This is a genomic window from Citrobacter sp. JUb117, from assembly GCF_024809055.1.
Lineage (GTDB): Bacteria > Pseudomonadota > Gammaproteobacteria > Enterobacterales > Enterobacteriaceae > Citrobacter > Citrobacter gillenii.
Map to the genome: position 1 here is coordinate 56,705 of NZ_JANUFB010000005.1, position 13,041 is coordinate 69,745.

General features: G+C 52.8%; 10 protein-coding genes. 1 reads left to right on the plus strand and 9 read right to left on the minus strand.

Going from position 1 to position 13,041, the window contains the following annotated elements:
• Positions 1 to 55: 55 nt before the first annotated feature.
• From pdeR to fabI, 4 genes are all read right to left on the minus strand, one after another.
• Complete coding sequence (pdeR, locus tag M2374_RS12680) at positions 56 to 2,047, minus strand: cyclic di-GMP phosphodiesterase (protein ID WP_181689048.1); 1,992 nt, start codon at positions 2,045 to 2,047, stop codon at positions 56 to 58.
• A gap of 263 nt (positions 2,048 to 2,310) precedes the next feature.
• Complete coding sequence (locus tag M2374_RS12685) at positions 2,311 to 4,245, minus strand: exoribonuclease II (protein ID WP_115258331.1); 1,935 nt, start codon at positions 4,243 to 4,245, stop codon at positions 2,311 to 2,313.
• Between the two features lie 89 nt (positions 4,246 to 4,334).
• Positions 4,335 to 5,492: a carboxymuconolactone decarboxylase family protein gene (locus tag M2374_RS12690; RefSeq protein WP_181689049.1), complete on the minus strand. Its 1,158-nt coding sequence runs from the start codon at positions 5,490 to 5,492 to the stop codon at positions 4,335 to 4,337.
• A 217-nt stretch (positions 5,493 to 5,709) separates the two neighbouring features.
• Entirely contained in the window at positions 5,710 to 6,498 is a 789-nt protein-coding gene (gene fabI, locus M2374_RS12695; RefSeq protein ID WP_137361798.1) for an enoyl-ACP reductase FabI, read from the minus strand.
• A gap of 509 nt (positions 6,499 to 7,007) precedes the next feature.
• On the opposite strand from fabI, the gene M2374_RS12700 reads away from it, so the two are divergent.
• Positions 7,008 to 7,697 (plus strand): EAL domain-containing protein, encoded by a 690-nt coding sequence (locus tag M2374_RS12700; protein ID WP_181689050.1) that lies wholly within the window; start codon positions 7,008 to 7,010, stop codon positions 7,695 to 7,697.
• Between the two features lie 42 nt (positions 7,698 to 7,739).
• On the opposite strand, the gene sapF is transcribed toward M2374_RS12700, so the two are convergent.
• From sapF to sapA, 5 genes are read right to left on the minus strand one after another with little or no spacing between them, the layout of a single operon-like run.
• Positions 7,740 to 8,546: a peptide ABC transporter ATP-binding protein SapF gene (sapF, locus tag M2374_RS12705; RefSeq protein ID WP_096756842.1), complete on the minus strand. Its 807-nt coding sequence runs from the start codon at positions 8,544 to 8,546 to the stop codon at positions 7,740 to 7,742.
• Between the two features lies 1 nt (position 8,547).
• Positions 8,548 to 9,540 carry a peptide ABC transporter ATP-binding protein SapD gene (gene sapD, locus M2374_RS12710; protein ID WP_096756843.1) on the minus strand — a complete coding sequence of 331 codons (993 nt, stop codon included), beginning with the start codon at positions 9,538 to 9,540 and terminating at the stop codon, positions 8,548 to 8,550.
• Positions 9,540 to 10,430 carry a peptide ABC transporter permease SapC gene (sapC, locus tag M2374_RS12715; protein ID WP_096756844.1) on the minus strand — a complete coding sequence of 297 codons (891 nt, stop codon included), beginning with the start codon at positions 10,428 to 10,430 and terminating at the stop codon, positions 9,540 to 9,542. Before sapC ends, sapD begins: the two co-directional genes overlap by 1 nt.
• Positions 10,417 to 11,382, minus strand: a complete 966-nt coding sequence (gene sapB, locus M2374_RS12720; protein ID WP_096756886.1) for a peptide ABC transporter permease SapB — start codon at positions 11,380 to 11,382, stop codon at positions 10,417 to 10,419. Before sapB ends, sapC begins: the two co-directional genes overlap by 14 nt.
• Positions 11,379 to 13,022: an ABC transporter substrate-binding protein SapA gene (gene sapA, locus M2374_RS12725; protein ID WP_115258335.1), complete on the minus strand. Its 1,644-nt coding sequence runs from the start codon at positions 13,020 to 13,022 to the stop codon at positions 11,379 to 11,381. The genes sapB and sapA overlap by 4 nt, the downstream gene beginning before the upstream one ends.
• Positions 13,023 to 13,041: the final 19 nt, after the last annotated feature.

Consider the following 13,041-nt stretch of genomic DNA (forward strand, 5'->3'; position numbering starts at 1 on the left):
CGATAGTCACGGAATGTACATTCTTCGCTATTTCTCGACGAGTATTCCTGCATGGTTAGCGCATTTTTTTATTCAGATGTCGCTTATACCAACGTTCAAACGCGGCAGCTGGCATTGGCTTAGCGAACAAAAATCCCTGACGCTCATTGACACCATTCTTGGTCAGAAAGGCATCCTCTTTCGCACTTTCCACGCCTTCAGCAATCACCTGTAGATTTAGCGCTTGCGCCACCGCAACAATGGCGCGTACCAGCGACTGTGAAATTGATTGTTTGTGGATATCCCTGACGAAGGTCTGGTCCAGTTTAATCGCATCGAGCGGGAAGCGGGCAAGCTGGGAAAGTGAAGAGTATCCTGTGCCAAAATCATCCAAATGGATCTGGGCGCCAAGCTGACTAAACTGCTGAATAACGGACAGTGCCAGCTGTTCATTCTCAATTAAACTGCTTTCCGTTAACTCGACGTCAATGGGGCAATACTCAAAATTCAGATCGTGCAGAACCTGCTTCAAGTCGGTGAACAGCGTTTGATCCGCCAGTTGACGTGCCGAAACGTTTACCGCCACGCGCAGATTGATTCCCTTATCGCGCCACTTCGCCACCTGGCGCACAACATCCAGAATCACCCAGCGCCCCAGCGGGACGATAAGCCCTGATTCTTCGGCGTAAGAAATAAATTCCAGCGGCGGAATTAACCCACGCTCTGGCGACTGCCAGCGGACCAGCGCCTCCAGGCTGCGGACTTCACCCCGCCAGGTTATTTTGGGCTGGTAGTGGATCAGCAACTGATCGTTTTCCAGCGCCTTACGCAGGTTGGTATCCAGCCACAGATACTCGAACACCCGCTGATTCATTTCAGGGGAGAACACGCAAAACTGCCCACGTCCGCCTTCTTTGGCGGTATACATGGCGGTATCCGCGTTGCGAATGACGTTTTCGCTGTCATTACCATGCTGGGGTGCCAGGGAAATGCCGATAGAACAGCCGGTATACACTTCAATCAGGCCAATGCGGAACGGTAGCCGCAGACGGGTCAGAATGCGCGAGGCCGTGGCCTCCAGCGCCCCCTGGGAGGTTCCCGTCGCGAGGACGATAAACTCATCACCACCGAAGCGCGCCAGTAACTGGTTATCTTCGAGGCAACTTAGGATGGCCAGCGAGACACTCTGTAAAAGCTGGTCGCCAAACATATGCCCGTAGGCATCGTTGACCTTTTTGAAGTTATCGAGGTCGAGATAAATAATGCCAACCTGCGTGTCGCCCGCGTTATCAATCGCCTCGCTAATCAACTCATGAATGGCGTTACGGTTGGGTAACCCAGTGATGGAGTCGGTGTTCGCCAACACGCGAAGTCGCTCCTGGGCGCGCCGTTCTTCGGTAATATCGGTCCCGGAACAGATCAGAAATATTTCGTTCTTACCGCTGCCGTTATGCACAAATTTATTACGAAACAGGAACAGGCGCTGCCCCTTACAGGTGTTAACCCAGCGCTCGACTTCATACGAGTTGCCTTCACGAAAAAAAACGTCAATATTGCGTCTTGATGCCGCAGCTTCACGACGGCTCATAAACAGCGTGAAGACGCTTTGCCCGATCACTTCACGTTCTCTTAGCCCTGTATATTCTTCGCATAACCGATTAAAACGTTGAATGTTACCCTGTCGGTCAAGTATCACGATAACTGAATTGGCTTCCGATACGACCTGTTCGGCAAAGGATAATCCTTGTGCCAGATCGCGTGCCACAGAAGGGGTGTCGTCCCAGGCTGATGCGCTACCTGCCCATTCACGTTTATTAATTTTTCGCCCGACAAGGTGCACGGGAATGTCATCCGTATCGATGGGAAGGGTCATCAGCAGACTGGATGTAATCACTGTCATTTCCCGAATGCGATCGGCTTGTTCCGGTGATAATTTGATGGTTTTTTCTGCTGCGGCCGTTTCGTCAATAGAGAAATGCAGGATGTTACACTCCTCTGACAAACGCCAGTAGGGGTTGTGAGAACCCACAAAGCTATACAACGTTACCAACTCCCGAACGTCTTTCATGATGTGTACTATCCCGTTTAAAGCGCATAGAGCCTCAAAAGTAAGGGTAGCCATGATTCATACAGGGTGATTATGGCTGAACATATTGTTTTATTTATATATTTATGTGTAATCCAGATTCAGAAAAAAGCAAAGTCAGCAGACCTGAAAAGAGTAAAAAATAAATTGGACTGGATGAAGGAAGTGTAGTGTGTGGCGGCGTATCAGGGGGGAAAAGAAAACGACCTTTCACAAAAAGAGAAAGGCCGTTGAGTTTAGTGGTGCTACGCGGCTGGGCGTGCGATAACGCTGCGGGTTTCCATTCGCACTTCTGCGATGGTCACGTCGATCACGTCAGTGACCTTGTAAACCACGTCACCTTTGATCTGTACCGTGCCGTTTTCCTGGCTGCACACCAGTTCATCACGGACCGCGTGCAGGAACGGTGCCGGGATAAACGCGACTGCGCCATTGTCGACTAAGCGCACCCGCATACCGCCGCGGCTGACATCGATGATTTCAGCCGCAAAACGGGTGTCAGTCCCGGCTTTGTCACTCAGGAAGCGGGCGTATAACCAGTCACCGACGTCACGTTCGGCCATCCGGTTCAGGCGACGGCGTTCCGTCATCTGTATCGTGATGTCGTCCTGTGGTCGAGCGATGGTTTCGCCTTTAATTACCGCTTTTAACAGGCGATGGTTGATCATATCGCCATACTTACGGATAGGTGAGGTCCAGGTGGCGTATGCCTCCAGGCCCAGCCCAAAGTGCGGACCTGGCTCGACGCTGATTTCAGCGTAGGACTGGAAACGGCGAATACGGCTATCGAGGAAACCAGAAGGTTGAGCATCCAGTTCACGACGCAGTTTGCAGAAGCCTTCCAGCGTCAACACCTCTTCGGCATCCACGTGCATACCATGGGTTTTCAGCAGGGCGGCCAACGCTTCAGCATTCGCCGGATCGAACCCCATGTGTACGTTATAAATCCCGAAGCCTAGTTTGTCGCGAAGAACGCGCGCGGCGCAGATGTTTGCCGCAATCATCGACTCTTCCACGATACGATTAGCAATGCGACGCGGTTCCGCCACGATATCCAGCACTTCACCTTTTTCACCCAGTACAAAGCGGTAATCCGGGCGATCTTTAAACACCAGGGCGTGGTTATGACGCCACTCGCCACGGCTCATGCAGATACGCTGCAACAGACGGATCTGCTCGGCAATCTCATCGTTTTCAGGCTGCCAGCCATTATTCCCTTCCAGCCAGTCAGACACGTTGTCATAGGCCAGTTTCGCTTTGGATTCGATGGTCGCCGTGAAGAAGGTGATGTCGTCTTCAATAGTGCCGTCAGCCGCAATGGTCATGCGGCAAGCGAGCACCGGACGGACTTCGTTAGCCCGCAGCGAGCACAGGTCGTCTGACAGTTCACGCGGTAACATCGGGATATTGAAGCCCGGGAGATAGTTGGTGAACGCGCGAATTTTAGCAGTGTTATCCAGCTTGCTGCCTTCGGCAATCCAGGCTGTAGGATCGGCAATGGCGACGGTTAATTGCAGTTTGCCATCAGCCAGTTCCTCGGCGTACAGCGCATCGTCCATATCTTCGGTGCTGGCACTGTCAATGGTGACGAAGTTCAGTGCGGTAAGATCCTGACGTTCCAGACCTTCATCCAGCATTTCGGTGGCTACGCCATTCGGTGCTTCTTTTTCAAGATTGTGGCGCGCCAGCGTGACCCACCAGGGGACGAAATGATCGTCAGCAAAGGTGATGAACTGGGTTAATTCAGCGTAGAAGGTGCGGTCGCCTTTCAGCGGATGGCGACGCATTTCTGCGACGGCCCAGTCACCTTCCTTAAATTCATGATCCACACCGCGAGCAGCGCGGCAGGGGATAGCGTCTTTCAGTAACGGATGATCTGGCACAATGGACAGACGATCGTTCTTACCCTGAACTTTACCCACGAAACGCGTCAGGAACGGTTCAACCAGTTCTTCCGGCTCGGCAGATTCGCGATCTTTTTCGCTATGAATCACCGCGACAATGCGGTCACCATGCATCACTTTTTTCATCTGCGGCGGTGGAATGAAATAGCTTTTTTGTGCATCGACTTCCAGGAAGCCAAAGCCTTTTTCCGTGGCTTTTACCACCCCTTCAGCACGCGGCGTCTGGGAATGTAGTTGCTGTTTAAGCTGCGCTAGCAGCGGGTTGTCCTGAAGCATAATTGTCTATTTTCGTGGCCAAAAGAGCGGCTGACAGTTTTACGCGAAACTGCCAGTCGCAGCAAGCGCTCTTTCAATGAGCGGAGTGGTTAGTGAGTCTCGCCCAGCGCGATTTTCAAGCGATTCAACCATCCGCACAATCCACTCCAAGCCAGTAAGTTAATAGCCTGTTCCGATGAGGTACCCTGTTCAAATAACGGGGTTAACAGTGCGGCGCTAAAACGGTCGGGCGCCCGGGTTAACCATTGTACCGCTTGCAGGGTAGCGCGCTCAACCGGATGTCGTTGTTCCCAGCGCTGCAATTCGCGTTCATCCAGGCGCAGTATCGTGATGAAGTCCGCCAGTTGATGAGCTGTGAGGGCCTGTTCATTAAAGCATGCCACGCTGCCGTTAATGCGTGATGTCAGCAGTGTGGCGAGAGAAAACGCCCTCGACGGTGTATCTGTACATAGCGTACTGGTCAGCAATGATCTGAGTAAAGCCAGTATCGTCGGTGAATGTGCCAGCAGCGGCGCGAGCGTTTGTAAATCCGGGATGCGCCCGTTTTGGTCAACGCTGCCTGGCGGAGCCTCGCGAGGCGGGATGACGTCTATCGGGAATGCGGCCATATGCCATTGTGCATCGGCGTTGTTAAAAATAGCGGCCTGCGCGTATTGCTGAACATCAAGGCCCGGTATGCGACGCAAGGGATGGCCAAAATAAGCCTGAAGGACCGCCACGACACGGGCCTGAAAACCGACAAAGCCGATGACCTGATTAATCAAGATGATATCGCAGGTTGTTAATCCAACATCATCAAGATGCAGGCGATCGCGTGCGCCAATCACGGCGGGAGAACTGGCAAGTTGGCGAGCATACTGGGTAATTTGTGCCAGCCGGTGATTACTCTCACGGGAGGAATCCGGGCCTGGTAGCGGGGTCAAACGCGCTGCGTAGTGGTTACACAATCGTTGGATGCCGTAAACCTGAGCGACAGTTAAGGCGGTACTCATTCGTTCATAGGCGCTGAACGTATGTAACGAATTTAGGTCAACATCAGCAGGGAAGAGAAGGTGAGCAAGTTCACGGGCAGGTTCTAACCAGGACTGAAAGGGTAACAGCGCGACTTCCGGTATCGCCAGGTCCAGCAAAAAACTGTCTTCGACGTCTGCTGCTTCTGGCACCAGCGGGAGAACATCTTGCGGATAGGTGCTCGACTGCGTTTCATGATACCAGTGGCTTTTGCCTTCAATTCGGCGTTGTTCCATGGGCGTTCCTTGGTCAAAAAAGTGGCGACCCGGATACGTCGTTATGTTCGTCCGCCGGATCGTTTGCGCTGCAATATCCTGGCGTAAGCTGATGAGGGGATGAAAGATTGTTACGTGATAATAAATATCAGAAAAGTATATATGACAGGGAGTAGCTGACGGGAGGGGGAAAAAATCATGGGCGACATCGCGCCGCCCACAGAGGAGGTCTGAAAGATTATTTCAGTTCCAGCTCGTTCATTGCCGCGATGCTGAAGCCACCATCAACGTGAACGACTTCGCCAGAGATGCCGGCAGACAGGTCAGAACACAGGAATGCTGCTGAGTTGCCCACATCTTCAATGGTCACGGTACGGCGAATCGGAGTAACTGCTTCGCAATGGGCCAGCATTTTACGGAAATCTTTGATGCCAGAAGCCGCCAGAGTACGGATTGGACCTGCGGAGATTGCGTTGACACGCACACCTTCTGGACCCATCGCGTTAGCCATATAGCGGACGTTTGCTTCCAGAGACGCTTTCGCCAGACCCATTACGTTGTAGTTCGGGATAGCGCGCTCTGCGCCCAGATAGGACAGCGTCAGCAGTGCAGAGCCAGGATTCAGCATCGTGCGGCAGGCTTTTGCCATCGCCACAAAGCTGTAGGCGCTGATGTCATGAGCGATTTTAAAGCCTTCGCGGGTTACCGCATTCACATAGTCGCCATCCAGCTGGTCTGCCGGTGCGAAACCGATGGAGTGTACGAAACCGTCGAATTTTTCCCAGGTTTTGCCCAGTTCAGCGAACATGGTGTCGATGCTGGCGTCTTCAGCCACATCGCACTGCAGGACGATGTTGGAACCCAGTTGAGCTGCAAATTCTTCCACGCGGCCTTTCAGTTTGTCGTTCTGGTAGGTGAACGCCAGTTCAGCTCCCTCGCGGTGCATCGCTTGAGCGATACCGTAGGCGATGGACAATTTACTGGCAAGACCGGTCACCAGAATGCGCTTACCGGAAAGAAAACCCATAGCTTTAATCCTTATAGTCATTACTTATTTTTTTAGCAATCAATGCGTTATGATTGCAATTTCAAGGTCACTCGAAATTGGTCTGAAATTATATCCCACTCTCTGCCCCTTGTGTCACGATCTTTCTCTGCGAGTCACCATACGGTTAACGACAGTAAAAGGGATTTCGGGAACCGTGGCATCGTTGTCAGTATCAGTGGCCTGCCACTATTCGTTGCACGTGAGGAGTATATCACTCCCCCCAGGTTCTGCCTCATCCAACCAGACCGGAGCAGGGGCGAGGGCAGAAAACACGAGGACTCAACGACTTAAAATGGTATGATTTAGCGCTAGTCGATGTTGATGAACATATCAATGTCAGAAGATTCTTAAAACTAAAAAATCGGCTATATTCATCCTGTTATCATATATTGTTTTTATCGATCAATAATGAATCATTGATCGATATTATTGATTGATTATAATTAAAAGCGCATTATCAGTATGTTATGATCAATTGGAGTGGTCTTATGCGCTATCATTTCATCGCGGAACCGATGAGAGACACAACGGAAAAGTTGCTGGGTGTTGAGATGATCGCCCGGTTTACCTCAGAGACGGTTCACCCGTTACATTCAGATTTCATCATTGCCGCGTGGAATAGTGCACAAAAACGCCATTTCATGCTTGAACAAATCGCGTTAATCACCCGAAAGCGCGTCTGGTTTGAGAGCAATAACCTTTTTTGTACACTTAATCTGATTGATGAAATGGCGCTTCTCGCGATAGGCGACCCTGCCATAACCTCGGCCTTACACGCTATGCCGTTTATTGCACTTCAACTCTCAGAACGTTTCCTGTCGAATATTGCTTGCCTGAATAACCTGCTGATTAATTCTCTGCGTGACGGGCCTAATGCCTTGTGGTTGAGCAATCTTGGCTCTGGTAGCGTGGGGGCAAACCCGCTGGTCAGCGGTAATTTTGATGTAGTGAAAATGGATCGCGGCTTCTTTATGTCGCAGGTCGAAAAGCCGATGTTCCCGGTTCTGATTAAGAACATCAGGGAATATTGTGACCGAGTGGTCGTCGAGGGGCTGGAGGATGCGTGGCTTATTGATGAACTAAGCCATGCGGGTATCTGGGCCGTGCAGGGTGATATTTCCCCGCCGGTTGCATTTAGCGACATTGAAGCATTGCTACCTGCAGATATTGTTCACTGACGATATAAAAAGCCCTCCATCAGAGGAGGGCGTCAATAACAGTTAGCGATCTTTGCGCCAGGCATCGGCGGTCAGTGCCTCACCGAAATGCCCGGAAATCAAGCGGCGGGTCAGTTCATGCAGCGGAGAGGCCAGCACATCTGCCGTACTGCCGCGCTCGACGACTTCGCCCTGGTGCATCACCAACACCTGATCGCTGATGTGTTTCATCATCCCAATATGCTGCGTCACATAGATATAAGAAATCCCCTGCTTCTCCTGTAACTCCAGCATCAGGTTAATCAGCTGCGAGCGCATCGACATATCCAGAGAGGCCAGCGCTTCGTCCGCGATAATCACTTTGGGACGTAAAATCAGGGCGCGAGCTAACCCCAAGCGCTGTTTTTGTCCTGGTGCCAACATATGCGGGTAGTAGCTAACGTGATCGGGCAGCAGACCGACCATGCGCATGGTTTCGACGATCTGCTTGCGGCGTTGCTCCGGCTCAAGATCGGTATTCAGACGTAGCGGAAAATCGAGGATCTGCGAGATACGTTGACGCGGGTTCAACGATGTTGACGGATCCTGGAAAATCATACGAATGCGCTGGCTGCGAAAAGAATAATCACCGTATTTTAGCGGATGATCGTCAATCAGCAGCTCACCGCTGGTCGGCTCAACCATTCCGGCCAGCATTTTCGCCAGCGTCGATTTACCGGAGCCGTTTTCGCCAATGACGGCAAGTGTCTGGCGCTCACGCAGTGTAAAGCTCAGTGGCTTGACGGCTTCTACGGTCTGGCGACGAAACAAGCCCGTCCGGTAGCGAAAGGTTTTGCTCAGGTTACGTACTTCGAGCAGTGTTTCTACCATCTCACTCTCTCTCCATGTTCAGCGGGAAATGACAGGCATAGAGATGATTCTTTGCTCCGGTCAGTCGTGGGGTTTCAATGCACTCACGTTGAGCGTAAGGGCAGCGCGGCCCCAAACGGCACCCCATTGGTAACTGTTCCAATAACGGGATCGCACCTGGCATCGTATTCAGGCGGCTTTTATGCGGCATTGGGCTACCAAAATCTGGAATGGCACGGATCAACGCCTGTGTATAAGGATGGTGCGGAATCGTCACCAAATCTTTACTTGGCGCGGTTTCCACCGTTTGTCCGCAGTACATGACGTTGATTTTATCCGCCCACTGGCTGAGCATTTGCAGGTCATGGCTGATCAGCAAAATGGTGGTGTTGCTGTTTTGATTGAGCCGGGTCAGCAGACGGAAAATTTGCGCCTGAGTGGTGGGCTCCATCGCATTGGTCGGCTCATCGGCAATCAGCAAACGTGGCTGATTCGCCAGGGCGATGGCAATCATGACTTTCTGGCACTCGCCGTCCGTCAACTCATACGGGAAGCTGCGCATCGCATCTTTATGGTCTTTTATCCCGACGCGGTGCAGCAGTTCAATCGCGCGGCGTTTGCGCCAGCCAATGCGTTGCCACCAGCGCCCTTTATAGGTCCAGGCGGGAATATTTTGCATCAGCTGCCGTCCGACGCGTTCAGACGGATCGAGACAGGACTGCGGTTCCTGAAAGATCATGGACACATTATGACCGACCAGTTTACGCCGCTCGCGGGCAGACAGTCGTAGCAGATCGATATCATCAAAGCGCATGCGGTCAGCGGTCACGCGCCAGTTGTCTTTTGCCACGCCGCAAATAGCCTTGGCGATTAAACTTTTACCGGAGCCCGATTCACCGACCAGTCCACGGATCTCGCCTTCATTGAGTGTCATACTGACGCGGTCAACGGCCTTTACCCAGTCGTCGCCGGTTCTGAACTCAATGGTCAGGTTACGAATATCCAGTAATGGCATTATTCCACCCCCGCGATAATTGCGCGGCGTACACCGTCACCTAACAGGTTTACCAGCAGCACGCTAATCATGATCGCCGCCCCGGGCAACATCACGGTCCATGGGGCAACGTAAATTAACTCCAACGCGTCGCCCAGCATGGCTCCCCACTCCGGCGACGGAAGCTGTGCGCCGAGGTCGAGAAAGCCCAGTGCGGCAATATCCAGAATCGCCATCGACAAAGCGCGGGTGATTTCAGTGATAAGCCCAGCGGTAATATTGGGCAAAATCGCAAACCACAGAATGTTGAGCGTGGAGGCACCATCCAGTCGGGCAGCAATGACATACTCTTTTTCCAGCTCGTCATGCACCATGCTATAGACAGAGCGCACCATGCGTGGCAACAGCGCCAGCCAGACGGCAAACATCGCGTGCGTCAGATGGGGGCCAGCAAACGCCACCACAATGATCGCCAGCAGCAGCGACGGGATCGAGAGCAGGGTATCGAGAATATGGTTCAACACTGCCGAGCGTAAACCGTGGGTTGCCCCGGCTAAAACCCCCAATACCAGACCACATATCGTGGCGGCGAGCGTGACAACAAATGCGCCGCCGACAGTGGGAGCTGCACCGCTCAGCAGGCGGCTTAATACGTCACGTCCCAGATCGTCGGTCCCAAGGAAGAATGACACCTCGCCATAACGCGACCAGGAAGGCGGGAGCAGTTGATAACCCAGGAATTGCTGATCGATACCATAAGGCGCAAACCAGCCACCGAAAACACACAGTATGGCCAGTCCCGCACAGCCATACAGACCGACCATTGCAGACGCATCGCCATAAAAATTGCGCCACGCGGTACGCAGCGTGCCAGGCGGGCGCTTTTCGCTGTATACGCTATCGTAAGGCATACCATTCCTTATGTTTCAGAGGGTTAGCCATGGCACCCAAAATATCAGAGATCACGTTTACGATAATGACCAGTGAGCCAATCACCATCACGCCGGCTGAAATTGCGGCGTAATCCTGCTGGCGAATGGCGTTGATCAGCCAGCGGCCAAGGCCTGGCCAGCTAAAGACCATTTCGGTGATCATCGCCAGCGTCAGCATGGTGGAAAACTGGAGACCAAGCCGCGGGATCACCGGCGGCAGGGCATTATGCAGTACGTGGCGACGCAAAATGGTCAGCCGTGACAGGCCGCGAGTAGCCGCCGCTTTTACGTAATTTTGATCGAATACCTCGATGGTACTGATACGCATCAGGCGAATGACTTCGGTCGTTGGCGCAACGGAGAGCGTTAACACCGGCAGCACCATGTGGCGTATTGCGCTGACCAGCATTTCATCGCGCCACGGCGAGTCGGAAAGCCACGCGTCGACGATGGCAAGACCGGTAACAGGTTTGACTTCATAAAGCAGATCAAAACGGCCAGACACGGGCAGCCACCCGAGCGTTAACGAGAAGAACAGCGTCAGCAACAGTGCTAACCAAAAAACCGGGATGGAAAAACCCATCAGGGCAAAGGCACTAATGCATCGATCCGGCCATTTATTGCGTGTGATCCCCGCCAGCATGCCAATCGGGATACCGACCATTAGCGCAAAACCGAAGGCGAGAACGCACAATTCCATTGTGGCAGGGAACACTTCTTTCAACTGTTCCGAGATCAGTTGTCCGTTAATGCTGGATACACCGAAATCCCAGTGGATGAGGCCATTGAACCAGAATACCCAAGCATTCCACAGCGACGCACCCTGCAGAGGAGCATGGGGGGTAAAATAACTCAGGCTGAACCCGATAAACGTCAGGAAGAACAGGGTGACCAGGAGCAATAGAAAGCGACGCAGGGTAAAGATAATCATGGTTTTTTCACCTCATCTTTCTTTTCCCTGGATACGCCGGCAAAGGAGGCATTACCGAATGGGCTGAGTACCAGGCCTTTGATGTCATAGCGATAGGCCTGCAAACGCAGTGAAGAGGCCAGCGGCAGGATGGGTAGCTCTCGTGCCAGGATCGTTTGCGCTTCGTCATAGGCATCAATGCGTGACGAGAGCTGCTGCGATGACAGCGCTTTGCGCAGAACGCTGTCAAACTCCGGATCACACCAATGGGCAAAGTTGGTCTGCGAGTTGATGGCGGCACAGCTAAGCAGCGGACGGAAAAAACTGTCAGGATCGTTACTGTCTGTCGCCCAACCGGACAACGTCAGATCATGGTTCATATCCATTAATCTCGCCTCCTGAAAACGACCTTCCACCGGAATAATCTTCACTTTCACGCCAACCTGCGCCATGTCCGCTTGAATAAGCTCGGCGGTTTTCAGCGGGCTGGGGTTCCAGGCCTGGGAGCTGGTTGGTACCCAAAGCTGTAACGTCAGGTTCTCCAGCCCCAGCGCTTTTAACTGCTCGCGAGATTTTGCCGGATTGTATTCTGTAATTTTAGCTTCGTTGTCATACGCCCACGAGGCGCGCGGCAAAATAGATGCGGCGGTTTCTGCTGTACCATAATAGATCGACTGCATCAGCCGCTGGTTGTTGATTGCCAACGCCAGTGCATGACGCACGGCCGGATTGTTCAACGGGGGTTTATTGGTATTGAAAGCCAGGTAAGCAATGTTCATCCCAGGGCGCAGCGTCAGGCGCAAACGTGGGTCATCACGTAAGATGCTGAGCTGACTGGCAGCAGGCCAGGCCAGCACGTCGCATTCACCGGTGAGCAGTTTTGATAAGCGCCCGGTTCCACCAGAACCGAGATCAACGACGACCTGCGGCATTAAGGGTTTCCCGCGCCAGAACGCGTCGTGACGCTGCAGGCGAATATATTGCCCGCCACGATTTTCCGAAAGCTGATACGGACCGGTACCGACAGGCTGTCGGTCCAGTAATTCCTTGCGATCCTGTTTTGCCAACTGCCCCGCGTATTCCGCTGACATAACCGACGCGTAATGCGTGGCCAGATGCCACAGGAAAGACGCATCCGGTTGAGTCAGGCGAAATTCAACGGTATGGCTGTCCAGCTTGCGCACGCTTTGCACATTATCGGCGAACTGGAGGCTATCAAAGTAGGGGAAGTTGCTGCCGTTAACATTGTGCCACGGATGCTGGCGGTCAAAGATTCGCTCGAAGGTAAACACCACATCGTCTGCATTCAGTTTACGAGTAGGGGTGAACCAGGTGGTTTTTTGAAATGGCACGTCACGACGCAGGTGGAAGCGGTACGTTGCGCCGTTATCCAGCACCTCCCAGCTTTCGGCCAGTTCTGGCACCAGGCGATAGGTGTAAGGATCCACATCAAGCAGACGGTCATAAAGTTGGGCGGCAAGCGTGTCGACGATCAGTCCACTGCTCGCTTTCTGTGGGTTGAACGTATTGACCTGTCCGCTGACGCAATAGACAAAGCCGCTGTCACGAATATCAGCGTGCGTGGTCTGCTCAGGCGCGGCAGCAGCCTGACCACTCAGAAGTCCAGCCATCACAATCAGAGATGATAAAACCAGGCGCATAATTTTTAAGGTTTTTAGA

Coding starts and splice junctions, on each gene's coding strand:
- pdeR (WP_181689048.1), bottom strand. CDS start 2,047: ATGAAAGACGTTCGGGAGTTGGTAACGTTGTATAGCTTTGTGGGTTCT.
- M2374_RS12685 (WP_115258331.1), bottom strand. CDS start 4,245: ATGCTTCAGGACAACCCGCTGCTAGCGCAGCTTAAACAGCAACTACAT.
- M2374_RS12690 (WP_181689049.1), bottom strand. CDS start 5,492: ATGGAACAACGCCGAATTGAAGGCAAAAGCCACTGGTATCATGAAACG.
- fabI (WP_137361798.1), bottom strand. CDS start 6,498: ATGGGTTTTCTTTCCGGTAAGCGCATTCTGGTGACCGGTCTTGCCAGT.
- M2374_RS12700 (WP_181689050.1), top strand. CDS start 7,008: ATGCGCTATCATTTCATCGCGGAACCGATGAGAGACACAACGGAAAAG.
- sapF (WP_096756842.1), bottom strand. CDS start 8,546: ATGGTAGAAACACTGCTCGAAGTACGTAACCTGAGCAAAACCTTTCGC.
- sapD (WP_096756843.1), bottom strand. CDS start 9,540: ATGCCATTACTGGATATTCGTAACCTGACCATTGAGTTCAGAACCGGC.
- sapC (WP_096756844.1), bottom strand. CDS start 10,430: ATGCCTTACGATAGCGTATACAGCGAAAAGCGCCCGCCTGGCACGCTG.
- sapB (WP_096756886.1), bottom strand. CDS start 11,382: ATGATTATCTTTACCCTGCGTCGCTTTCTATTGCTCCTGGTCACCCTG.
- sapA (WP_115258335.1), bottom strand. CDS start 13,022: ATGCGCCTGGTTTTATCATCTCTGATTGTGATGGCTGGACTTCTGAGT.